The sequence below is a fragment of the Bradyrhizobium sp. ISRA430 genome (genome assembly GCF_029909975.1).
Taxonomy (GTDB): domain Bacteria; phylum Pseudomonadota; class Alphaproteobacteria; order Rhizobiales; family Xanthobacteraceae; genus Bradyrhizobium.
On record NZ_CP094516.1, the window covers coordinates 3,765,335 to 3,789,272 of the forward strand.

The following is a 23,938-nucleotide window of genomic DNA, read 5'->3' on the forward strand; positions in this document are numbered from 1 at the left end:
GACCACTCCGGCCATGATGTCAGGTCGGCTTGCCATCCCAAAGCGCGAACTGCCCCTTGCGGACGACGAGCTCGGCGTTCATGGCGCCTTTGACGCGGCGGGTCTCGACGTCGAACGTCGCGGCCCCGAAGATGACGCTCGAGACATCGCGGACCTTGGTGAAGGCGTCGCGGATGGCGCGGCGATCGGTGCCGCCGATCCGCACGACGGCAGCCGCCATGTTCATTGCATCATAGGCATAGGCGTTGAAGGCGTCGGGCTCCTGCCCGCTGTATTTCGCCTTGAAGCCCGCGATGAATTTCTTCACCTCCGGCCGCGGATCCTCGGGGAAATAGCGGGTGCCGAGATGGACGTCCTCGACCGCCTCGCCGCCGAGCTCCAAAAATTTCGGCGAGTAGACCGAGCTAGCGGCGCAGATCGTCTGCTTCAGCCCGACCTGGCGGGCCTGACGCGCGATCAGCGCGCCATCGGAATAGTAGGAGATCAGGATCAGCCCGTCGGGACTGGCGTCGCGGACGCGCACCAGGGTGGAGCGGAAATCGCGCTCCTCCGCAATATAGCCCTCGGTGATCGCGACCTCAGCACCATACTCCTTGGCCGCCTTGACGAAATAGTCGCGGCTGGTGCGGCCCCAATCGGTGTTGAGGTGCAGCACGGCGAGCTTCTTGAGGCCCAAGCGCTTCACGGCATATTGCGCCAGCAGCGGCTGCTCGTCGGCCTGGCTGACGGAGGTGCTCCACATGAAATCGCCGCCCTTGGTGAAGTCGGGATGCGAGTTGGTGAAGCCGAACTGCACCAGCCCTCCCCGCTGATAGATTGGAGATGCCGCCATCGACGCCGGGCTGGAGAAGTCACCGAGCTCCATGACGATCCTGGAATCGGAGACGAACTTCTGGGCGATCGCCACCGACTGGCGCGGATCGCTCTGGCTGTCCTCGAAATTGTAGGCAAGCTTGCGGCCGTTGATGCCGCCGGCCGCGTGGATCTCATCCAGCGCGAGATCGAAGCCTTGCTTCCACTGCGTGCCGTATTGCGCGTTCGGCCCGGTCAGGGGACCGCTGACACCGAGCAAGATCGGCTCGGACGATTGCGCGAAGGCCGTGCGCGAGAAGGCCGCTCCCGCCATCATGGTGGCAAGAGAGCCCTTGACCAGGGTACGACGATCGATGTTGCTCATACTCGGCTCCACCCGTTCACATATTGGAGATTGGTCGCAAGTTCTGTGCCAAAGAATCGATCAAGCAAGATGCCTATTTTGTCGGCTCGCCGAGCGAAAGCATTAGCCTGTTGGCCCAGTTGAAGAACGACGCGCCGTTGATGACGTCGACGATTTCAGCATCGTCGAGACCAGCGCTGCGCAGCTCTTCGATGTTGTCTTTTCCGAATGCGATCGGCGTCGTCGCCAGCGCGACGGAAGTCTTCACCACCGCATTCCAGCGCTCGCCGAGATCGGCCTTGATGCCCTCGTCGAGCAGGCGCTGCACGTCGTCGCGGCGCTTCGAGTAGGTGCTGGCAAAGCGCGCATGCACGGCGGCGCAATAGATGCAGCCGTTGTAGCGCGAGGTCGCTGCCGCCGCGAGCTCGCGCTCGGCGCGCGGCAAGCCGTCCGCCACGTTGTAGAAAATATCCTTGTCGGTCTTGGTGCGGGCTTCCAACACTTCGGGATCGCGCACCAGGAGACGGAAATATTCGGACTTGGCGCGGGCGCGATCGACGAGGCCCGCGAAGTGCCGCTCAGTCAGCTCAGCCTCGGGCAGCGGATCGATCCATGCCACCCAGCCGAGCTCATCCTGGGTGAACACGACCGGTGGATTGACTGTGTTTGCAGCGCTCATGATACAGCCTCCTACGCGCTCGCCGCGGCAAGCGTGCGCAGGCCGCTTACGACGCGCACCTGAAACGACAGGAACGCGACGAGTTGGGACAAAGTAACGATGCCGGTGTTCGACCAGCCGGCGCCGAGCAGCGCCTTCATGTCGGCAGACGCGGCATCGCGCGGCCGGAACACCAGGAGATGCGCATGTTCGAGCGCCGCGGCGAGCCGGGCGCCGAGGACCGGCTTGCGATCCGCGCTCACACGGTAGATCAAGCCGGCCTTGTTCTCGATCGACAGCGGGCCGGCCGGAAAGGCGCCATACGGCCCCGAGGTCTTGCCGTGGGCGACTTCCGCCTCGATCGCTTCGACAAGGCCCGCTCCGTCGGTTGCCGCAAGCTTTGCGCGATAGAAGGCGGTCACATTGGGCTCACCGTGGAGGCCGATCACGAAGAGCGCGACCGCCGCGCGCTCCGCGATGGAGAAATCGCTGGCGTCAATCGGCTTGAACAGAGCGAGGTAGCTCTTCTGCGCGTTCTCGCGCGCCTGCGCCCGCCGGGCGCGGATCGCGTCCAGGCTCGATCCGGGCTCGATCCCGGCGAGCGTGTCGATGATATCCGTCGTGCTCATCATTCAGCCTCGTGCAACGCGATTTGTCCATTCCGGCTAGCCTGCCAACGCGACGTCGGCCGCAGCCGTTCGGGTCCAGCCCAGCGCCGGTGCAACCTTGTCCGCGACCAGCTCGATCGATCGGAGGATATAGGGGTGCGGTGGATCGACCGAATGCGCCTGGAAGACGAGGTCGGTCACCCGCTCCAGCGTGGCGTCGGCTCGGAGCGAGGCGACGACGTCGTCGGCCGCGCCCACATGGGTGTCGAACGCCGTAATCATCTCCTCCAGCGTCTCGCCTGGCGCGGCGTGACCGCCCTTCATGAACTGCGGGAGCGCGCGCCGCAGCCCGATATCGGCGAGGCGCATCGCTTCGCGACGGTCCTCTGCGACGAAGACGCTGCGCGATGCCATGATCCGCGGCTCGCATCCTGGCGGCAGCGCCTCAAGATAAGCATCGATGATCGGATTTTGGATCTCGGCGAGCGTGGCCTTCGGCGCCTCCTTGGTGCGGGGCTGGGTCCGCGACAGCAACAGGCCATCGCCAGCCTTGCCCGCGCGCGCGCCACCCGTCACCGAGAATGTCGCCTGCCAGACCCGGTCGCACAGTTGCGGCCGCTGCGGATAGAGCGTATCGCCGCCGGTGAGTGGCTTGCCGGCCAGCGCGCTTCGGACGACCTCGAGATTGCGGGCGAAAATCTCGTTGCGCTGGGCGCTGTCGAGGCCGAAGGCGGCAAAGGCCGACGGGTTGCCGCCGGTGCCGACGCCGAGCTCGAACCGGCCATTGCAAAGAAGATCAAGAACCGCGGCGTCCTCCGCCACCCTCACGGCATTCTCCAGCGGCAAGGTGACGATGCCGGTGCCGAGGCGAATGCGCGAGGTCTGGGCGGTGACGTAGCCGAGCAAGGTGAAGGGCGACGGCAATCCGCCCTCGCGCTCGTGAAAATGATGCTGCGCGATCCACGCGGAATCGAGGCCTGCCTTTTCCGCGTGCACGATCTGCTCCGCCGCGAAGCGGTATCGCTCGGCCGGCGGTGCCTCATCGAGAAGGCGCGTGAAGAACCCCAGTCGTTTCAGGTTTGCAAAGCGTTTCATACGACCCCTGTCGGGCGAGGATTGCCACGGCTCCGATGATGTCGGTTGCCGCGGCCGGAGACAAGCGGGCATTGCGCAAGGCTGCCACGTCGCCCCGATCGCGCCTCCGCCGGAGTTTGGCTGGGCAGTCTGCCTACCAGCTCGGCAGCACCGCGCCCTTGAACTTGGTCAGGACAAACTCCTTGACCTCCGGCGTGTGATAGCTGTCCACGAGGATCTTGACCCAGGGCTTGTCCTTGTCGGCGGTGCGGACCGCGATCAGGTTGACGTAGGGGCCCTTCGGATCTTCGCGCAGGATCGGATCCTTGACGGGATCGAGGCCAGCCTGGGTCGCGTAGTTGGTGTTGATCGCGGCGGCATCAACATCGTCGAGCGCGCGGGGCGCCTGCGCCGCGTCGACCTCGACGAACTTCAGCTTCTTGGGGTTTTCGGCGATGTCCAGTACCGACGGCTTGAAGCCGACGCCGTCCTTCAGCTTGATGACGCCCTTGTCGCGCAGGAGCAGCAGCACGCGCCCGCCATTGGTCGGATCATTCGGGATCGAAATCTTGCCGCCGTCGGGAATGTCGGCCCAGTTCTTGTGCTTCTTCGAATAGACCCCGATCGGGAAATTCACGGTGAGCCCGACCGAGTCGATCTTATAGCCACGGTCGGCCTTCTGATTGTCGAGATAAGGTTGGTTCTGGAAGGAATTGGCCTGGATGTCGCCGGCATCGAGCGCGGCGTTCGGCACGACATAGTCGGAGAACTCGATGAGCTGGATATCGAGCCCGTTCTTCGCCGCGATCGGCTTCACCGCTTCGAGGATCTGCGCGTGCGGCCCCGGCGTCACGCCGATCTTGATGGTCTCGGCCATGGCACCCGCGGACCAGACGGCGAGCAAGGTTGAAAGGATCAGGGGGAGGCGAAACGACATCTTGGTCTCCATGGAACCGGCAATAGCTTGTGTCGTCTTGTCCCGTGTGCAGCACGAAATCAATGAAATGGAAATTCAAATTTGGCCCCGTGGAGGCACGCTGCTTCTCTCTGCGTGGCCAATCGGGAAATGGAACGCGTGGCACGGCCTGAGCATGTGCGCGAGACGAGCCCGCAGCCCCGATCACTCGGGACGCCAGGTCGATGGCGACAGCATGATCAGGGCGCAGATCACGGCATAGGTTAGGAGCGAAACGGTAACCATGCCGGCAACCCCCGCCATTCCCGCGCCAAAGCTGGCGACGGCGATCCAGCCTCCGCCGGCCGCGATCAGGATCCGCGCGACGGATGAGGCGAGCGGGCCCATCGCGCGGCCGGTGCCCTGGGCAGCGAAGGACGCGACGAAGCCGAAGCCGAGTGCGGCATAGGCCGGGGCTACGATGCGCAGATAGACCGTGCCCGCGCGCACCACCTCGGCTTCATGGCTGAAGAGATGCAGCCAGCCCGTTGGAAAGATCGCAACCGTGATGCCGATCGTGCCGGTCATGATCATGCCGAGGACACCGCTGATCCAGCCGATCTTTCGCGCCCGCGCCGTCTGCCCTGCACCCATGTTGACGCCGACCATGGTCAAGGTCGCGGTGCTGATGCCGAACAGGAGCGGGATCATGATGTAGTCGAGCCTCGAGGAGATGCCGTAGCCCGCGAGCGCGGAGGTCCCGAACAGGCCGACCGCGCCGGTGACGAGGATGACGGTCAGATTGGTCAGCACCGCGTTGAGCGCGGTGGGAATACCGACCTTCAGCATGTCGGCGAAGATCGCGGCCCGCAGGCGCACGATGCGCAAGGTGAGACCCGATTGCCCGGAGGCCATGTAGCGCAGCAGGACCAGCATCGCCGCCCCGTAATAGAGGCCGAAAGCGACGCCGGCGCCGCCGATGCCGAGCCGCGGAAACGGACCGAAGCCGAAGATCAGCACCGGCGAGACCGGGATGGTCACGATCGCGCCGATCAAAGTGACCAGCGCGGGCACCTTCACGTTGCCGGAGCCGCGCAGCGCCGCCGCCTGGAGATTGACGATCCAGACTGGAATGGCACCGGCAAAGAGATAGTCGGAATAGGTGATGGCGGCAGCGAGCGCCCCGTCCTGGCCGCCGAGTAGGCTATACAGACGCGGACCGCCGACGATCGCGCCGAACGTGAAGAGCGCGCCCGCGACGACAGCAAGCACCACGGCATGAAACAGCGCCGCATCGGCGTCATCGCGGCGGCCGGCACCGACCGCACGTGCCACCGAGGACGCCACGCCGCTGCCGAACCCGCCGTTCGACATCATGGTCATCAGCATGAAGATCGGGAACACCAGCGCGGCGCCTGCCAGTGCGTCCGTGCCGAGGAAGCCGACATAGTAGGCCTCGGCGATGTTGACCGCCGTCTGCGCCACCAGAACGGCCACGGTCGGCAGCGCGAGCTTGATCAGGGTGGGCAGGATCGGCGCGGCCAGCAGCGCGGCCCGCCTCCGCGCGCTCGCGCTCTGGGCGGGCGGCGCCTCGCGAAGCGGCGCCGTGGCCCGGACCGGGCTTTGCGCTGCTGACAAAGCCGGCGCCGCGGCGTCCTCGACTGACATGCGTTCGATCCTGTGTGCCCCTCATGGACCGCCGCCTATCGGCCGCCCCTATTGTATTATGGCCATAATGTCTTATTATGAGCGTAATGCAATAGGTCCATCCTCACGATTTTGTGGCCGGGTCCGGTCTGTACGCAGGAGGCAGTATTGGCGCGCTACGACAAGGGACAGAGGGATGCGACACGCCGGCATATTCTCGACGTCGCCTCCGCGCAGTTTCGCGAGAGCGGCATCGCCGCAGTCGGCCTTGCCGGGATCATGTCGGAGGCGGGCCTCACCAACGGCGCCTTCTACACCCACTTCGCCTCCAAGGAAGAGCTGGTGCGCGAGGTGCTGCTCGACGCGCTGTCCCGGAGTGAGCAACGGCACGAGGACAATCTCGAGAACGGTATCGCGCTCGAGACGACGATCCGCGACTATCTCTCCCCGCATCATCGCGACCGCGCCGGCACCGGCTGCCCGACCGCCGCCCTCGTTGCCGAGGTCGCGCGGCATCCGAAGGCGACCCGCGACGCCTTCACCCGGAAATTTTCGGACATCATCGCGCTGATGGCGGCGCAAATCCGGCAGGGTTCGCCGGACGAGCGGCGGCGCAGGGTGATCGCGATCTACGCCACCATGGTCGGCGCTCTGCAATTGTCGCGCGCGATCAACGACAGGCAGTTGTCGGAGGAGATCCTGAAAGATGCAGCGGAGGCGGCGGTCAATCTCGCAGGCCCGAAGAGGGCTACAGGAACCGATTGAGTGGCGAAACCTACAGTCGAGGGGATTGCCATCTTAGCTGGCAAAAGGTTCAGCACGCTACGCGGGCGACCTGTTTTCATCCACCGCCAGCCTCGGTCGCCGTCACTGGCGGCAACGCCGATCCAACACCGCTTTCCGCCAGCGCACTATCCACGAGCACAGCAATCAACCAGCAGATCCCAAATCCGTTGAGTCTCTGCGCTCTTGTGCATCTCCAATCGTTCTTCTGTGTTCGGCTCCGAATAGCTGGCAACCGGAATAATTTCACGCGGCACAAACCATCGCTGCGTGATCGGATCGTACCATTTTCCGATGTTCATGTCGCTCACGTCGATCAGTCCACATCGTTGAACCCGTTAAGCCTGGGGCTTGAAGCTCCAGGCAGTTTGCCAACCAAGTGCTTTCGCAAACGTTCCCGATTCCGCACAATTCGTCGTGCGGTATCACGCTCCGTCTATGATGTTCGGAAGCGGCAATCTGCAGTCAGGATGACGGCACTATGGCAACAATGTGCCTGTGGTCGCGACTAGCGCGCCCTCGCCGGATGCAGCGTGCGCGGATGACGCTCGTGCAGCGGCCGCGCGAGGTCTTCGCGCTGGGTGTCGCGCCCCTTCATCGCGGCCTCGAACAGCGCTTCCTGGATATCGCGAGGCATGTCGCCCCAAACCTGCATGGCCGCACGTCCCAGCAGCTTAGCGAAATAGTCCGCTCCATCGCTCATTCGATTCTCCCGATCCATCGCTTTCCCGGCCGGGAACAGGCGCGCATCAAGCCAAGGCAACGCCCATTACTTGGCAACTTTCCCCGGACACGCGCATTAACGGGTAGAAATGGAACAGGACGCGCTCTCACACTCGTGAGCAGCCGGATTTATTTCCCAGCCATGCCGCATGCGGAACACGCGGCGCTTGCGCGCATAATCGTCGCGTTTGCGCGCCGGACACTTTTCGGGGCGCAGAACCCAAGCACCTCTCCCGCGCGAGCCGGTAGAGCCCCGCCGGTCAGCCCCGCGCGAACTGGCTACCGCCGCTCCGGAGCAACATTTGCGCTTGTTCGATTTCGGGAAGAGATCGCTCTGCATCAAATTCGGCGATGATGCCAGCGAGCACCTCGAGTGCCGCTCTGCCTTTCGTATTGCGCATGCGTGTAAGTCCAAGTGCGCTGCGGAGCTCGAATGTTCTCGTCTGTTGATGTCGGGCGATTTCCAGAGCTCGGTTGAAGGCATCTTCCGCACCGGAAAGGTCCGGCGGCTCGTGACGCAATAGAAGTTCGCCCCGCACGCGATGCAGTTCGGCATCGAGCCAACGCTGACCGGAACGCTCGGTCCATCCAATCAGCTCGCTCAACATGTCCAAGCCGGCCTGGAGTTGGCCCGCCTCTGCCCCTGCCACGGCAACATGCATGACCCAAAACGGCTCACAAAGGTAGCAGTCATTCTCGTGCAGCGCGGTCAGCCCGAGGCGCATGTCTGTGAGCCCCGCCATTCGGTCATCGGCCCGCCACTTCGCCAGACCGTTCAGGTAGGTTCCGGCGGCCACATACAAGGGCATCGTGTGGTCGCGAGCCAACCCCAGTGCCAGGATCGTCTCTGTTTGCTGCAACATACCCCCGCATAGTCCGTCGAAAACGGCCCTGTGAACGAGCGCATTGGCCTGGGAAAGCGCCCGCTTCTCTCCTTGCGCACTCACCGCTTCTGCGGCGAGCCGGCGCGCGCGGTCTATCTTTCCAAGCGGCCATAGCACGAGCGCAAGGAATCTCATGATGACGAACGGAAGATCCAGCGCCGACATCCTGAACGTCGCGGGATCCGGCTCGGCATCATAGATCGCAAGTGCCTGCTCGAGATGCGTTCTCGCGTTCAAGTAATCGCCCCCGAACCAGCAGGTCACCCCACTCGTCCAATGCGCGACAACGGCGGCCACCGGCGATTCCGGCCGTCGCTCGGCGGCACTCATGACGGCATTCGCCAGCTCCCGCATCGGAGCGATCTCGCCATGCGTCAGGCAGGCATTGAAGAGGCCCGAATGGATCGGCGCAAGTTCGACCGGATCATTGATGTCGGCCGCGAGCTGGCGGGCGCGCGTCCATGCGGCCACCGTTTCGGGCGCGCTGTGCCCGAGGCTGCCCCGCAATGCACGGCCATATGCGATCTGAAGGTGGAGCCTGCTCATCATGCGGCCGGGCTCATCGGGCAGCTCATCGGCGATGGCAATCGCTTTGCGAAGATGCGCAATCGCTTCGGAATAGGCCGAGCGCTTCAGCGCCTCTTGGCCCGCCTTGCGCCACCATTCGAGGGCGACCTCGCTCAGTCCCGCCTCACTGAAGTGGTGTGCAAGTATCTCCGGCTCAGTCGCGGCGACGACTGGAAACTTGTCACGCAGAACGTCGCCAATCTGCTTGTGGAGCACCTGCCGTCTGCTCCTGAGCATACTCTCGTAAGCCGCTTCCTGAACGAGTGCATGCTTGAAGCTATAGTTCGCTTCCGGCGGGACGCCGCGGCACACCAGCAATTCCGCCTCTTCGAGCTGCCGTAGTGCGGCGCTCAGCGTCAAGTCATCGCGCCCCGCCACATACCTCAGCAATCCGTAAGAGAAGTCGCGGCCGATCGCGGCGCCGATCTGCGCCACCTCCTTGACTGGAGCCAGCCTGTCGAGCCGTGCCATGAGGGAGTCCTGCAGCGTCGCGGGAATGGCGAGCGGCGGAAGCGGACTATCGAGGCGATAGCGCCCGGCGTCTTCGACGAGCAGTCCGGACTCCAGCACCATCTTGGTCAATTCCTCGACGAAGAGCGGGATTCCGTCGGTCTTGTCGATGATCTGCTTCATCATCTCGCGCGGAAGCTGGCGGCCGACGGTCACCTGCTCGACCAGAGCGCGCGTATCCTGCCGGTCAAGCCGGTCGAGCCGCAACAGGCTGACATTGGCGAGCCCCGCCCAGGACGGTTCGAACTCGGGCCGCGACGTCATGAGGACGAGTATCGGCAGACCCCTGATCCGGTCGACCGCGAGATCCAGCAGTTCGAGCGTCGTGGCATCGGCCCAATGCGTGTCCTCGCAGATAATCAGCACAGGCTGCTGCCGTGCCAGCCCCTCGAGCTGATCGAGAAGGGCGGCGAACGTCTGTCGCCGCTGCTGCGCCGGGCTCAGGCCGAGCGGCGGATAACGGTCGCCGGTGGGAATCGAAAGGAGCGCCGCGATGAGCGGCGTCGCTTGAGCCACCGACGCTGTTCCAAGTGCCAGCATTGCCTCAAGCTTGTCGAGTTTCTGCGCAGGCGTGTCGTGCGACCGGATGTCGGCGGCGCGCTCGAGCTGCGCGACGAAGGGATGAAGCGCGCTGTTGGTGTGGTAGGGCGAGCATTGATACCGCACCCGGCGGTGCGGACCCAAAGTGGGGCTTTCCGCGAGCGTTGCAACCATGCGCGATTTGCCGATGCCTGCTTCGCCGCAGATCAGCATCATCTGGCCTTGCCCCTGCCACGCCAGGCGCTGGCGCGAGAGCGCGAACTCGATCTCCTCCTTGCGACCGACAAAGCCGATCGAGCGCGCCGCGCGGACCGCCTCGAAGCGGCTCTCCGACGCGGACGCACCTTCGACCGCCCAGGCCGCGATGGGCTCGGAGATGCCCTTGACCTCGCGGCGGCCGAGATTGCGAAACGCGAAGAGATCACCGAGCAGCCGCCGCGTCGACGCGGCAACGACGACCGCGCCAGGCTCGGCCAGCCCCTGGAGCCGGGCGGCGAGGTTCAACGCATCACCGACCGTCGCCTGCTCCTCCGACGCAGTTCCGCTGACGAGATCACCGACCACCACAAGTCCGGTCGCAATCGCAATCCGCATTTCGACCTGCTCGCGTGTCTTGAGCTGCCTGACAGCGGCTATGACGTCGAGTCCCGCGCGTACTGCGCGCTCCGCATCATCCTCGTGAGCGCGGGGATAGCCGAAATAGATCAGTATTCCATCGCCCACGAACCGGGCGACCATGCCGTCATAGGCGGCGACGACGTTGGCGCAGGCGGCGCGATAGGCCCGGATCACTTCCCACATGTCCTCGGGATCAAGGCGCGCGGAGAGCGCAGTCGAGCCGACCAGATCGCAAAACATGACGGTGAGATGGCGGCGCTCAGCGCCGTGCAGAGGGGCCTGCGACGGGATCAATGCGGCCGGGTCGAGTTCGGCGATGGCGCGCAGCATTTTGCGACGATGGCCAAGCAGAACTCCGAGCTTGTCGAAATCCTCGTCCCTCAATTCGGGAAGGACGCCTATGTCGATCCCATTCTGAGCAAAGCGCTGTGCGTATTGCCCAAGCCCCAGGTTCTCGAGCCACTCCGCAATCTGCTGCATAGGCTCCACCGATACTCTGGTTGGCGGTTAGCAGAATCTTGGATCACGGCGTGCGGGGACGATATCCCAACATCAATGCGATGGCACGCCTTGTCTACGACCATAACGACATAGGTTGCTCAGTACCGATGCCGCTTTGAAGCCACCGAGGTTGAATGATTCACGAGTTCTCGCTTTCTAACCGAGATGCGACCTCAGCGAGGTGACCTTCGCATTCACGCTACGGAAGTCTTTTGCGAACGCGGCTTTCATCAGCTCTTCTCCGCAATGTCGTTGTTGCGAGCCAAGGTGCCTGCGATAACTTGAAGTGAAGAGCCCGCGAACCAGCAGCCAGCGACAACGGCGATCCCTCCGCTGGGGACATTTTGGTCAAGGACAATGATGCTGACGGACAGAGCCGCAGCAATCGCGGCGCCAAACGTTCCGGCTGCGCTGATGATCTCGGGTGCATCGGAGGCATCCCATTCTTCGGAGATGCCCGAATTCGATTTTCGCGCTTTATTGCCGGCCAAATCGATCCCGACATAGTAGCTCAGGGCTCCGTAGAGCATCGCCAGCAGCACGATCCAGCCGCTCTCGAACAATCCGCTTTCCTGACGCAACAGGATTGCACCCACGTAAAGACCGCAAGAGCCCCCAACGGCAGCGAGGCCGACCCTTTCGAGCAGATGGGCCAATTTGATCAGACTGGAACGGGCGATCCGGACACTGCCGCTGCGCCTTGTCACCAACGAACCGCGGAAGACCTCATTGCTTATTTTCATGAGATGCTCCTCTTAAAGTAAGTAGCGGCCTACCGGTCGAGCCTGAAAAAGGCTCTCGTGGCCGACGCCATTCGCAACGCGCTCTATTCCAATCTTCGAAAAGTACTGTGCGGCGGGCGAGCAGAAGGCGTCGCCGGCCTTGGCGTGCGTGTGAGCAGAGTTGCTCGGGGCACGACGATCAGGTGTGAGAATGCTTGCTCTTAAGGAGTCGATTCAAATATGAGACGGTTCACACGCGTGCTGCTTTTTCCCGTTGCTGCTACGGGCGCAAATGTGAGCACCTCTCGTTGAGCTTTTGCAAACTCTCACACCATAAGCTGCCGTGACGTTGGCGAGCGTAGGCGCACCGCGAACGTCGTGCACCCCATCACTTCATGCGGCATCTCTCGTTCGATTTGCTGCGCGCAAGTACGCGTGCATCGGCGCGCGATCGCGCCGCGTCCGTTACACCGGATCGAACGCGCGGATCGGCGGCAGGTTGCCAGTGAAGCGCTCCACGTCGACCGTCGTGAGCTGGCCGGTGCAGCCTTGCGCAAGTGACGATGTGCCGATGTCACGGGTGAGCACGTTCGGATTGCCGTGAACGCAGAGCGGCGCCTCGTCCTCGGGATCCATCGGATCGTACCAGGCGCCGGTCGGAAGCTGGACGACACCGGGCGCGATGCCGTCGGTGACATGCACCGCGGCAAGGCAGGCGCCGCGGTCGTTGAACAGGCGGATGATGTCGCCATCCGCGATGCCGCGCGCTTCCGCATCGCGCGGGTTCATGCGCGCGACCTCGCGGCCGCGATGCTTGGACGCAAGCGAATGTCCGCCGAAGTCGAGCTGGCTGTGCAGGCGCGTCACCGGCTGATTGGCAACGAGGAAGCACGGCGCACCTGGCTTCGGCACATCGGTCTTCTCGAGCCAGACCGGATGACCCGGACAATCCGCATCGCCATGGCCCGCGATCTTTTGCGAAAAGATCTCGATGCGTCCGCTCGGCGTCGGCAGGGCATGAGTGATCGGATCCTCGCGGAAGCGGCGCAGCCGGCCGCCGTCATCGGGCTGTTGCGGCACGACGAGGCTGCCGCGCCGCCAAAACTCCTCGAAGCTCGGCGCCTCGATGCCGCGCGCGGCAAGCGAGGCGCGGGTCGGCTCATAGAGATGTTCCAGCCATTGCCGCGATGTGCGGCCTTCGGTGAAGGGTTCGCGTGCGCCAAGACGCTCGGCGAGATCGGCAAAGATCTCATAGTCGTCGCGCGCAAGGCCAAACGGCTCGGCGATCCGGTGCATGGCGACCATCAGGGGATCGTTGGTGGAATAGCCGATGTCCTCGCGCTCGAGCGTCATCGTCGAGGGCAGGACGATGTCGGCATGCCGGGCCGTGGCGGTCCAGGCAAGCTCATGCACGACCAGCGTGTCGACACGCGCGAAGGCCTTGCGCAGGCGGTTGATGTCCTGGTGGTGGTGGAAGGGATTGCCGCCGGCCCAGTAGACGAGACGGATATCCGGATAGACGCGCGTCTCGCCGTTGTAGCGATAGGTGGTGCCGGGATTGAGCAGCATGTCGGCGATGCGCGCCACCGGAATGAAATCGGCGACGCCATTGCGGCCCTGCCCCAGTGTCGGCCCCGGCACGTCGTTGACGCGGCGCCCGTAATAGCCGATCGCGCCGAGCGAATAGGCGTAGCCGCCGCCAGGCAGGCCGATCTGGCCGAGAGCTGCCGCCAGCACCATGCCCATCCACACCGGCTGCTCGCCGTGCTCGGCGCGCTGCAGCGAATGCGAGACCGTGATGAGCGCCCTTTTGCCGGCAAGGCGACGTGCCAGCTTGCGGATCATATCCGCATCGACGCCGCAGATCGCTTCGGCCCACGCGGCGCTCTTGGATTGCCCATCCGTCTCGCCGGTCAGATAGCGCAGGAAGACCGGCCAGCCTTCGGTGTAGCGATCGAGGAAAGCCTGGTCGTGCAGGCCTTCGCTCACAAGCGTGTGCACGATGCCGAGCATCAAGGCCGTGTCGGTGCCGGGCACGCACGTCATCCATTCGGCACCGGCCTCCTGAGGCAGATCGTCACGCAACGGGCTGACCAGGATGAACTCGCAGCCGCGCCGGCGCGCCGCTTCCATGGCGCCGCGCTCGACGTGCTTGCTGATCGAACCGCCGGCCACCATGGAGTTCTTCAGCGCCATGCCGCCGAACGCCAGCACGATTTCGCTCTCGGCCGCGATCTGTTCCCAGGTGACGTTGCGCTTGGTGATGTCTTCGTAGCCCGCCAGGATCTGCGGCAGCAGCACCGAGGACGCGCCCGAAGAATAGGTGTTGACCGAACGCACATAGCCGCCCATCGCAATGTTGAGGAAGCGGTGAACCTGGCTCTGTGCGTGATGGAAGCGGCCTGCGCTCGACCAGCCATAGGAGCCGCCGAACACCGCGCCGGGGCCGCACATGTCGCGGATGCGCGCCAGCTCGCCGCCTAAGAGGTCGAGCGCCTTCTCCCAGCTCACGGAGACGAATTCGTCGCGGCCGCGACGGTCATCGGGGCCGGGACCGCGCTCGAGCCAGCCGCGACGGATCGCCGGCTGGGCGATGCGCGCCTGGTGGCGCAACGCGCCAGGAAAATTGTCGATGATGCCGTTCGGATCGGGATCCCCTGCATAATGCCGAACCTCGAGCCCGGCATCGCCATGACGCGCCGAGAACACGCCCCAATGCGAGGTGTGCGGCTTGAAGCCGTCGGACAGGTCGAGGCCGGGCTCGGGGCAGCCAATTGCGTCGTCCATTGCGTGTTCCCTATGGTGGAGTGCCGATCGCCCCGCTGCCGTCGCAATCATCGGGACGATATATTGATGCGCTGTTCCGCATTACCAGAGAAGCCCGCCCCGACAAATGACCGAGGAAGCGAGGACGTCAGATCGCAGATGAACTCTCCGGCGACGGTGCTAGAATCAAGCCATGACTGAGATGATTCTCTTCATGACAACAGCCGGCGTCGCTCTCGTGGGACTGATCATCGGCTTGTTCGAGGCCCGGGCTGCGCTAGAGCGCAGGCGTCTCAAAAGGTAAGGCCGCCCCGATTGGCGCCCTGGCCGAGCGATCGAGCGGGCCCAGGACCAAGACGACCCAAGCCTCACCGGTACTGGTTCCGGACGCAGGGGGCTGTTCAGCGAATGCGCCTGCCGATTGCCGGTTTTCCCGGCTCCTGCCAATCGGTCATCGTTAAGAGACGTTCCAATCCGCAAATCTGAAGAGATTTCGCGAGGCATTGAACCTTGGCACAGCTTATGCAGACCAACCTTTACCGGGATTTTGCATTCCCTCTCGGGGCTGGAAAGCCGCCGCCTGCGGTCATTTAAGCAGGCGGCGTTTTTATTTCGGGAGTGAAAAAAGCCCCAGCTCCTTGGGGGCTATGGGGACGATGAGCTGGGGCCAACGAGCTGCCCTTGGGGAAGGGCACCGGGAAAACCTGGCAACAGCTCCCACGTTCCTGTCCCAATTCGATTCAGCCGACGCCCAAATCAGGACAGCACCAGCGCCTGAGTCCTGTCCCATTTCGGCGCTCTGCGCTCGAAGCTATTTGCGCCGCAGCATTCAAAAATGAGACTACCCGTCAAACCGAACGAGGTGCCCACGCATGCACCGCATCCGACTTCGGTTAGCCTCCCGGCAAAACCACGAGCCTCAAGAGCCACAGGCGGCGCCGGTTTGGCGCGGCGACAAATCGACGACACAGGGAGGAGCACAATGTCGAAATGCAGTGTGGGACTAATCGCGCTGAGCGGCCTGTTTCTTTCAGGCGCCGCACTCGCTCAGGAAAAGATCAAGGTGGGCGTCACCGCGACCCTCGAAGGCACCTACACGGTGCTCGGCGAGGACGGCATGCGCGGCCATCAGACGGCACTGAACGTTCTGGGCAAGAAGGTCGGCGACAAGGAGCTTGAATTCATCGTCGCCTCCACCGATGCAACGCCGGATTCGGCCGTGCGCGCCGTGCGCAAGCTGATCGAGCAGGACAAGGTGCAGATCCTGCTCTCGCCGCTCTCCGGCGATGAAGGCATCGCGGTGAAGAACTTCGCCAAGACCCACCCCGAGCTGACCTTCATCAATGCGGCATCCGGTGCGCAGGAAACCACCTATGTCGATCCCGCCCCGAACTTCTTCCGCTACAACATGGACGGCGCGCAGTGGCAGGTGGGCCTCGGCAAATATGCCTACGAAACCAAGGGCTACCGCAAGATCGCAACCGTCGGCGAGGACTATTCCTTCATTTACACCCAGGTGTTCGGGCTGGTGCTCGAATTCTGCGGACAGGGCGGACAGGTCACGAACCGGCAATGGGTGCCGCTCGGCACCAAGGATTTTGCCTCCGTCATCGCCGCTTTGCCCGACGACGTCGATGCCATCTATCTCGGGCTCGGCGGCGCGGACGCCGTCAACTTCCTCAACCAGTACCAGCAGGCCGGCGGCAAGGCGCATCTGATGGGCGGTTCCATCATGATCGACCAGACTATCCTCTCATCCAAGGGCAACGCGAAGAACGCGCTGATCGGCACCATCGCGGCGAGCGGCCAAGCCGATACCTGGGAGGATCCGGGCTGGCAGAAGTTCGTGAAGGCCTATCAGGACGCCTTCCCGCCCAACAAGCGCTTCCCGAGCCCGTCGCTCCTGGCCACCAACTATTACGGCTCGACCATGGCGCTGATCCTCGCGCTGCGCGAGGTCAATGGCGATCTCAGCGACAATCAGTCGAAGTTCAAGGCGGCCCTGGCGAAGATCGAGATCGACGCGCCGAACGGCAAGATCAAGCTGGATTCCAACCGCCAGGCGATCGGCACCAACTTCGTCACCGAAGTCGTCGACGACGGCAAGGGAGCGCTGTTCAGCAAGGTCGTGAAGGTGATCCCGAACGTAAACCAGACCCTCGGCTACGATCCGGCGGTGTTCTCGAAGATCGGGCTGCCGAGCCGCACCGTACCGGAATGTAAGAAGTACTGACGCATCACGTTTGCAACAGTGCAACCGGGGAGCGACTTGCTGACGCGGACGCTCTCCGCTCTTGCAATCTCTTCCCGGTTGTTGAACGCTGACGGAAAAGACAAGAACATTCGGGAGGGGAAGGCATGAGCCGGGCGCTCGCCGTCTTCCACGGCCGGTTCGGTCGGGCGACGGTTTATCAGTTGAACCGCCCTTTCAACATCCACGCGCATCGCGAAGGTCATCTGATCTTCCATGTCGGCGGCATGCCGGCATGCATCGATGTCTCCGACGGACATTACGATCTCACCGAGTCCTCCGTCGTCGCGGTCAACCCCTGGGAGCCGCACAATTTCCTGCCGAGCGACCTCGAGAGCGGCGCGATCTTCTTCGTGCTCTACGTCAACGCCGAATGGTTTGCGCCCGACGCATCCGGCGCCGACCGGCTGCGTTTCGGCCGCACCCAGTTCAAGCGCACGGTCGCACTCGACAAGCACATCAGGCGGACCGCCGCGCTCGTGTGCGGCGCACCATCGCTCTCCAGCCTCGATTCCGAGCTGCGGCGGCTGATCGACATCTGCTACGACGAAAGCTGGCAGCAGGCCGAGGTCACGCGCGATGCGCGGGCGAACGGCGCGGTGACCGATTTTCGCGTGCGCAAATGCATCAAGCTGATGTCGGAGAGTCCCGGGGCGGAAATGGAGCTCGATACGATCGCGCGGGAATCCGGCCTGTCGCGGCCGCATTTCTACCGGCTGTTCCGCGTCCAGACCGGCGTCACCCCGCATCTCTATCTCAACACGCTGATCATGGAACAGGCGCTCGAAGCGCTGGTGGCCGGTGAGACGCCGATCGCCGATATCGGCTTCGATCTCGGCTTCTCCTCGCAGAGCGGCTTCACCCGCTTTTTCGCCGCCAATGTCGGGATGGCCCCGACAGATTATCGCCGCGCAGCCAAGGTTTTGCGCGCCTGAGCTGTACGCGAAAAGATACTGACGATCAAACGCCTCCCTTGCCGCCCCGCTAGGATGTTGGCAACGCGATCCCAAGATGGTCGCGACCGACAGGGAGCGCATGTTCATGGCGAGGCTTGCAGCCGCCGCGAGGCTGTCTGACCTGCATTCGATTGGCCTTCAGCGTGCCGCCGGGACAAGCGGGCGGCTGCCATGACGCGCTTTGTCGAACGCCATCCCGCCTGGGCGCTGATCGTCATCATTGCCATCGTCATCGTGCTCTGGCTGATCTTCGCGGTCTGGCCGCCAGGCCTCGAAGAGGCGATCGGCCGTAAGCGCGTCTTCCTCAACGCCGTCTTCAACGGCATCACGCTCGGCGGCCTCTACTTCCTCGTTGCCAGCGGCTTTACGCTGATCTTCGGCCTGATGCGCAACGTCAACCTCGCTCACGGCTCGCTCTATCTGTTCGGCGGCTATGTCGGCTACGCCATCAGCGCCTCGACCGGCTCCTGGCTCCTCAGCTTCATCGTCGCCTTCATTCTGACCGCCCTGGTCGGCGTCCTGCTCCAGGTGATCGTGTTCCGCAGGATGGAGGGACAGGATCTCAGGCAGACCATGGTGACGATCGGGCTCTCGATCGTGTTTGCCGATCTCATGCTGTGGGCATGCGGCGGCGATTTCTATCAGATCCAAACTCCGAACTGGCTGATCGGCCCCGTGGATCTGCCGCTGATCACGGCGATCAAATCCTCGGGCGAGCCGGTCTATCTCCGATATCCGCTGGTGCGGCTCGTGATCTTCGCCGCTTCAGTGCTCATCGGTGTAGCGATGTGGCTCGCGCTGAACCGCACCCGGGTCGGCATGATCATCCGCGCCGGCGTCGACGATCGCGATATTCTGGCCGCGACCGGCGTGCGCATTCAGCTCGTCTTCGTGCTGGTGTTCGCGTTCGGCGCAGGGCTTGCCGGCATCGCCGGCGTCGTCGGCGGCACCTTCCAGTCGTTGTCGCCCGGTGAAGACATCCGCTTCCTGCTCGCCTCCCTCGTTGTGGTGATCGTGGGTGGCATGGGCTCGATCCCCGGTGCCGCGCTCGGCGCGCTCATCATCGGCCTCGCCGAACAGCTCGGCTCGGTCTACATCCCGACCTATGCCATCGTCGTGACCTTCCTGATCATGGTGCTGGTGCTGGCAATCCGGCCGCAAGGCCTGCTCGCGAGGCGATGAGATGTCGCTCGCTCACGACGCCCGCGTTGCCGTTCGCCCCGCCGCCATGGCACAGCGTCCCGCACGGGCATGGCCGGAGATCAACAATCCCGCCGCCTGGATCGTCGCGGCCATTCTCCTGATCATGCCGCTGATCGCCAACGGCTTCTTCCTGATCGAGATCTTCGCCACCACGCTGATCCTCGGCATCATGGCGCTGAGCCTGATGTTCCTCGCCGGCTATGGCGGCATGGTCAGCCTGATGCAGCTCACCATCGCGGGCTTCGCGGCCTACATGGTCGCCGTGTTCGGCGTCAGCGGCAACGCCAATATCAGCCTCGGCTGGCCGTGGTGGCTCGCAGTCCCGATGGCGCTGGCGCTGGCGACCGCCTTCGGCACGCTCGGCGGTGCGCTGGCGGTGCGCACCGAGGGCATCTACACCATCATGATCACGCTGGCGATCGGCGCGGCCTTCTACTATTTCACCAACCAGAACTGGGCGATCTTCAACGGTCACACCGGCATCAACAACGTTGCGACGCCGCATTTCTGGGGCGTGAACTGGCGCGCCGACATTCCTTTCTACTATGTCGTGCTCGCGGTCGCCGCGCTGTGCTACTTCGCCGTCGAGTACATCTCACGCGCTCCGTTCGGCCTGGCGCTCCAGGGCGTGCGCGACAATCCGCGGCGCATGTCCGCGCTCGGCTTCAACGTCAATGCGCATCGCGTCGCAGCCTACGCCTTCGCCTCCTTCGTGGCCGCACTCGCGGGCGTCCTGCAGGTCTGGAACTACCGCCAGATCTCGCCGGGCTCGGTCAGCGTCGGCGCCTGCATCGACGTGCTGATCATCGCCGTCGTCGGCGGCATCACGCGTCCGATCGGTCCCTTCATCGGCGCGCTGATCTTCGTGCTGCTGCGCACCTTCGCGCTCGACTTCCTGGTCAAGCTCGGGCTCGATGGCAACCGCTTCCGGCTGCTGATCGGGCTCGGCTTCCTTGCCATCGTATTCTGGTCGTCGGACGGCGTCATTGGCCTGTGGCGGCGCTGGCGCCAGCAGCAGCGCCGCACCGCCGACCGTTCCGGCGGAGGGCACCGCCATGGATAGCGTCGCGCAACGTCTCTCGGCCGTCGGCGCCGGGGCCGCACTCGAGCTGCGCGGCGTGACGCGGCTGTTCGGCGCGCTGGCGGCGCTGACCGACGTCACCATCACCGTGCGTCCCGGCGAGCGGCGCGCGGTGCTGGGCTCGAACGGCGCCGGCAAGACAACGCTGTTCAACTGCATTACCGGTGACTTCCCGCCCACCTCCGGCACCATCCGCTTCTTCGGCGAGGACGTCACGCACTTCCCGCCCTATGAGCGCATCCGCCGCGGGCTGCGACGGACCTACCAGATTTCGGCGCTATTCCCCGGCCTCACCGTGCAGGACAATGTCTATCTCGCCTGCCGCGGGGTTTCGCGCGGGCGCTTCTCGTTCCTGCGTCCCGGGCAGAACGATGCCTTGATGCATGCGGCCAACAACCTCGTGCAGGCCGTGCATCTGGCCGCAGTGAAGAACCAGCGCGTGGCCGAGCTCGCGCACGGCCAGCAGCGCCAGCTCGAGATCGCACTCGCGCTCGCCGGCGCCCCACGCTTCGTCCTGTTCGACGAGCCCGCCGCGGGCCTCTCGCCGACCGAACGGCTGGAGCTGATCGAGATCCTGACCTCGCTGCCGGCGCATATCGGCTACATCATCATCGAGCACGACATGGACGTCGCCTTGCGCGTGGTCGAGAGCGTCACGATGATGCATAACGGCCGCGTCTTCAAGGAAGGCCTGCCGCAGGAGATCCAGTCCGATCCCGAGGTGCAGGAGCTTTATCTCGGGGGCGGCCATGAATGAGGTCCGCCGCACCAATGCCGCGCTCGAAGTCCGCGGCCTCGACGTCTACTACGGTCACTCGCATGCGCTGCAGGGCGTCGACCTCGCGCTGGAGAGCGGCGTGTTCTCCGTGGTCGGCCGCAACGGCATGGGCAAGACCACGCTGTGCAAGGCGATCATGGGGCTGGTGGGCGTGAGCGGCGGATCGATCCGCGTCCGCGGCGAGGACATCACGCGGCGGCCGCCCGCCCACATCGCGCGGCTCGGCGTCGGCTATGTGCCGCAGGGACGGAGGCTGTGGCGCTCGCTCAGCGTCGACGAGCACTTGCAGCTTGCCGGCGGGATGCGGCCAGGCGCTTGGACCGTCGAGCGCATCTACGACACCTTCCCGCGGCTCGCCGAGCGCAAGGATCATGGCGGCGGTCAGCTCTCCGGCGGCGAGCAGCAGATGCTGGCGATTGCGCGCGCGCTGCTCACCAATCCGCATCTCCTGATCATGGACGAGCCGACCGAGGGACTTGCGCCCGTCATCGTGGCGCAGGTCGAGGAGATGCTGCTGCGGCTCGGCGAGGACGGCGACATGTCCGTGCTCGTGATCGAGCAGAACATCGGCGTCGCCACCGCGGTCTCGCGCAATGTCGCGATCATGGTCAACGGCCGGATCAACCGCATCATCGATTCGGTGCGTCTTGCCGCCGATCGCGAGCTCCAGCAGCGCCTGCTCGGCGTCGGGCTTCACGCCGAGCTCGAAGGCGACATCGACATGGCCGCCTCGGCCCCCGAAACGAAACCGGCGCCGCCACGCTCCAACGGGCCGATCCGCATCTATGTTTCCAACCCGACGCCGCCGACACGTTGGTCGCAGCCGGTCCCGATAGCCCGCATCGAGGCCGCAGCCCGCACAGTCTCGACCCAGATCGCGCGGCTCGAAGAGACGACGCGGCACAAGCGCGAGCCGGTGGCGGCGCAGACCGCAGGACCGCCTGTCGTGCTGGTGGTCGGTACGCTCGATACCAAGGGCACCGAGCTACGCTTCATCCGCGACATCATCGCTGCAAGCGGCCTGCGCACGCGCCTGGTCGACGTCTCGACCAGCGGCCGGCATTCGACCTGTGATGTCTCCGCGCAGGAGATCGCTCTCAACCACGGCCGCGGCGGGGCGGCCGTGTTCGGCCCCGATCGCGGCGCCGCCGTAAGTGCGATGGCCGATGCGTTCGCCAACTGGCTGCGGCGCCAGGGCAATGTCGCCGGCGTGATTTCGGCCGGCGGCTCCGGCGCGGCTTCGCTGGTTGCGCCGGGCATGCGCGCTCTCCCCGTCGGCGTGCCCAAGCTGATCATCTCCTCCGTCGCTTCCGGCGACGTCGGACCCTATGTCGGCCCCGCCGACATCACGATGATGTATTCGGTCACCGACGTGCAGGGTTTGAATTCGATCTCGCGCGCGGTGCTGGCCAACGGCGCCAACGCGCTCGCCGGCATGGTCAAGGCGCGGCTCGAAGCGCGTGCTGCGACGGTGCACGAGGCCGGCGGCCTGCCCTCGATCGGCATCACCATGTTCGGCGTCACCACGCCGGCAGTGCAGAAGATCGCGGCTGACCTGCGCGAGGACTTCGAATGCCTGGTCTTCCATGCCACCGGCGTCGGCGGCCGTTCCATGGAGAAGCTCGTCGAATCCGGCCAGCTCGCCGGCGTCATCGACCTCACCACGACCGAAGTCTGCGATCTTCTCATGGGCGGCGTGCTTCCCGCGACGGAGGACCGCTTCGGCGCGATCATCCGCAGCCGGCTGCCCTATGTCGGCTCGGTCGGCGCGCTCGACATGGTCAATTTCGGTGCGCCCGAGACTATTCCCGAGCGCTACCGCGGCCGCAAGTTTCACGTCCACAATCCGCAGGTGACGTTGATGCGGACCACCGTCGAGGAGAACGAGCGCATGGGCCGCTGGATCGGCGAGCGGCTCAACCAGATGGACGGCGTGGTGCGCTTCTTTCTGCCCGAAGGCGGCGTCTCTGCGCTCGATGCGCGCGGCCAGCCGTTCTGGGATCCGGACGCCGACGCCGCGCTGTTCCGCGCGCTGGAGCGCACGATGCGGCAGACCGGCAACCGCCAGCTCATTCGCGTCCCCAAGAACATCAACGATCCCGAGTTTGCCGCAACCATTGTCAGTGCGTTCCGAACCCTGTTCGGCCGTACCGGGGCGCGCCGAAGAGTAGCGAGGTGACCGATGGCCAGGTTTGAACGCGCAGCCCTCCTAAAAAAGTTTCGCGACATGGCAAGGCGCGGCGAGCCGATCGTCGGCGGTGGTGCCGGCACCGGGCTATCAGCCAAATGCGAAGAGGCCGGCGGCGTCGATCTCATCGTCATCTACAATTCCGGCCGCTACCGCATGGCTGGCCGCGGCTCGCTCGCGGGTCTGATGCCCTACGGCGATGCCAACGCCATCGTGCTCGAAATGGCCGGCGAAGTGCTTCCGGTGGTCAGCAAGACGCCGGTGCTTGCGGGCGTCAACGGCACGGATCCGTTCCGCGACATGGACGCCTTCCTCGACCAGTTGAAGGCGCTCGGATTTGCGGGGGTCCAGAACTTTCCGACTGTCGGCCTGATCGACGGCACCTTCCGCGCCAACCTCGAAGAGACCGGCATGTCCTACGCGCTGGAGATCGACATGATCGCGAAGGCGCACGACAAGGACATGCTGACCACGCCCTACGTGTTCAGCGAAAAGGAGGCCGCCGCGATGGCGATCGCCGGCGCCGACATCATCGTCTGTCACATGGGCCTGACGACCGGCGGCACGATCGGCGCGCAGACCGCGCTAAAGCTCAAGGACTGCCCCGCGCAGATCGACATCTGGGCGTCCGCCGCACTCAGCGTCAATCCGGACATCCTGGTGCTGGCGCATGGCGGCCCGATCGCAGATCCTGCCGATGCCGATTTCATCATGAAGAACACCCGCCATTGCCACGGCTTCTACGGTGCGTCCTCGATGGAGCGACTTCCCGTGGAGCGGGCGCTGACGGATCAGGTGCGTCAATTCAAGGCGATCGGCGCGCGATAGC

The 23,938-nt window shown here is 64.5% G+C and carries 19 protein-coding genes; 8 read left to right on the top strand and 11 right to left on the bottom strand.

The window, feature by feature from the left end; genetic code table 11:
• Positions 1-19: 19 nt before the first annotated feature.
• The 6 genes from MTX21_RS17990 to MTX21_RS18015 all read right to left on the bottom strand — a co-directional run bounded on the left by MTX21_RS17990 (position 20) and on the right by MTX21_RS18015 (position 6,059).
• A complete protein-coding gene (locus MTX21_RS17990; protein WP_280966111.1) occupies positions 20-1,177 on the bottom strand; it encodes an ABC transporter substrate-binding protein in 1,158 nt (385 codons plus the stop codon).
• A 73-nt stretch (positions 1,178-1,250) separates the two neighbouring features.
• Positions 1,251-1,835, bottom strand: coding sequence for an alkylhydroperoxidase domain protein (locus MTX21_RS17995; protein WP_280966112.1), 585 nt, complete (start codon positions 1,833-1,835; stop codon positions 1,251-1,253).
• A gap of 11 nt (positions 1,836-1,846) precedes the next feature.
• Entirely contained in the window at positions 1,847-2,443 is a 597-nt protein-coding gene (locus MTX21_RS18000; RefSeq protein WP_280966113.1) for a CMD domain protein, read from the bottom strand.
• Between the two features lie 36 nt (positions 2,444-2,479).
• On the bottom strand, positions 2,480-3,517 hold the full coding sequence (locus tag MTX21_RS18005) for a putative FMN-dependent luciferase-like monooxygenase (protein WP_280966114.1): 1,038 nt from the start codon (positions 3,515-3,517) through the stop codon (positions 2,480-2,482).
• Positions 3,518-3,650: 133 nt separating this feature from the next.
• Complete coding sequence (locus tag MTX21_RS18010) at positions 3,651-4,445, bottom strand: MetQ/NlpA family ABC transporter substrate-binding protein (protein WP_280966115.1); 795 nt, start codon at positions 4,443-4,445, stop codon at positions 3,651-3,653.
• A 171-nt stretch (positions 4,446-4,616) separates the two neighbouring features.
• Positions 4,617-6,059, bottom strand: coding sequence for an MATE family efflux transporter (locus tag MTX21_RS18015; protein ID WP_280966116.1), 1,443 nt, complete (start codon positions 6,057-6,059; stop codon positions 4,617-4,619).
• A 147-nt stretch (positions 6,060-6,206) separates the two neighbouring features.
• Here MTX21_RS18015 and MTX21_RS18020 point away from each other — a divergent pair, with 147 nt between their 5' ends.
• Complete coding sequence (locus MTX21_RS18020; RefSeq protein ID WP_280966117.1) at positions 6,207-6,803, top strand: TetR family transcriptional regulator; 597 nt, start codon at positions 6,207-6,209, stop codon at positions 6,801-6,803.
• 146 nt (positions 6,804-6,949) lie between these two features.
• On the opposite strand, the gene MTX21_RS18025 is transcribed toward MTX21_RS18020, so the two are convergent.
• From MTX21_RS18025 to MTX21_RS18045, 5 genes are all read right to left on the bottom strand, one after another.
• Entirely contained in the window at positions 6,950-7,132 is a 183-nt protein-coding gene (locus MTX21_RS18025; protein WP_280971184.1) for a hypothetical protein, read from the bottom strand.
• A gap of 197 nt (positions 7,133-7,329) precedes the next feature.
• Entirely contained in the window at positions 7,330-7,524 is a 195-nt protein-coding gene (locus MTX21_RS18030; protein WP_280966118.1) for a hypothetical protein, read from the bottom strand.
• 280 nt (positions 7,525-7,804) lie between these two features.
• Positions 7,805-11,143 carry an adenylate/guanylate cyclase domain-containing protein gene (locus MTX21_RS18035; RefSeq protein WP_280966119.1) on the bottom strand — a complete coding sequence of 1,113 codons (3,339 nt, stop codon included), beginning with the start codon at positions 11,141-11,143 and terminating at the stop codon, positions 7,805-7,807.
• A gap of 251 nt (positions 11,144-11,394) precedes the next feature.
• The gene (locus MTX21_RS18040) at positions 11,395-11,907 is read right to left on the bottom strand and encodes a hypothetical protein (RefSeq protein WP_280966120.1); all 513 of its coding nucleotides are present in this window, start codon (positions 11,905-11,907) and stop codon (positions 11,395-11,397) included.
• 444 nt (positions 11,908-12,351) lie between these two features.
• Positions 12,352-14,673: a molybdopterin guanine dinucleotide-containing S/N-oxide reductase gene (locus MTX21_RS18045; protein ID WP_280966121.1), complete on the bottom strand. Its 2,322-nt coding sequence runs from the start codon at positions 14,671-14,673 to the stop codon at positions 12,352-12,354.
• A gap of 961 nt (positions 14,674-15,634) precedes the next feature.
• On the opposite strand from MTX21_RS18045, the gene MTX21_RS18050 reads away from it, so the two are divergent.
• The 7 genes from MTX21_RS18050 (at position 15,635) to MTX21_RS18080 (ending at position 23,937) form a co-directional block, all read left to right on the top strand.
• Entirely contained in the window at positions 15,635-16,885 is a 1,251-nt protein-coding gene (locus MTX21_RS18050; protein ID WP_280966122.1) for an ABC transporter substrate-binding protein, read from the top strand.
• 125 nt (positions 16,886-17,010) lie between these two features.
• Positions 17,011-17,838: an AraC family transcriptional regulator gene (locus MTX21_RS18055; protein WP_280966123.1), complete on the top strand. Its 828-nt coding sequence runs from the start codon at positions 17,011-17,013 to the stop codon at positions 17,836-17,838.
• Between the two features lie 192 nt (positions 17,839-18,030).
• On the top strand, positions 18,031-19,041 hold the full coding sequence (locus MTX21_RS18060) for a branched-chain amino acid ABC transporter permease (protein WP_280966124.1): 1,011 nt from the start codon (positions 18,031-18,033) through the stop codon (positions 19,039-19,041).
• A 1-nt stretch (position 19,042) separates the two neighbouring features.
• Entirely contained in the window at positions 19,043-20,125 is a 1,083-nt protein-coding gene (locus MTX21_RS18065) for a branched-chain amino acid ABC transporter permease (protein ID WP_280966125.1), read from the top strand.
• Positions 20,118-20,900 (top strand): ABC transporter ATP-binding protein, encoded by a 783-nt coding sequence (locus tag MTX21_RS18070; RefSeq protein WP_280966126.1) that lies wholly within the window; start codon positions 20,118-20,120, stop codon positions 20,898-20,900. The genes MTX21_RS18065 and MTX21_RS18070 overlap by 8 nt, the downstream gene beginning before the upstream one ends.
• Positions 20,893-23,100, top strand: a complete 2,208-nt coding sequence (locus MTX21_RS18075) for an ABC transporter permease (protein ID WP_280966127.1) — start codon at positions 20,893-20,895, stop codon at positions 23,098-23,100. Before MTX21_RS18070 ends, MTX21_RS18075 begins: the two co-directional genes overlap by 8 nt.
• Positions 23,101-23,103: 3 nt before the next feature.
• Positions 23,104-23,937, top strand: coding sequence for a phosphoenolpyruvate hydrolase family protein (locus tag MTX21_RS18080; RefSeq protein ID WP_280966128.1), 834 nt, complete (start codon positions 23,104-23,106; stop codon positions 23,935-23,937).
• The last annotated feature ends 1 nt before the right edge of the window (position 23,938 follow it).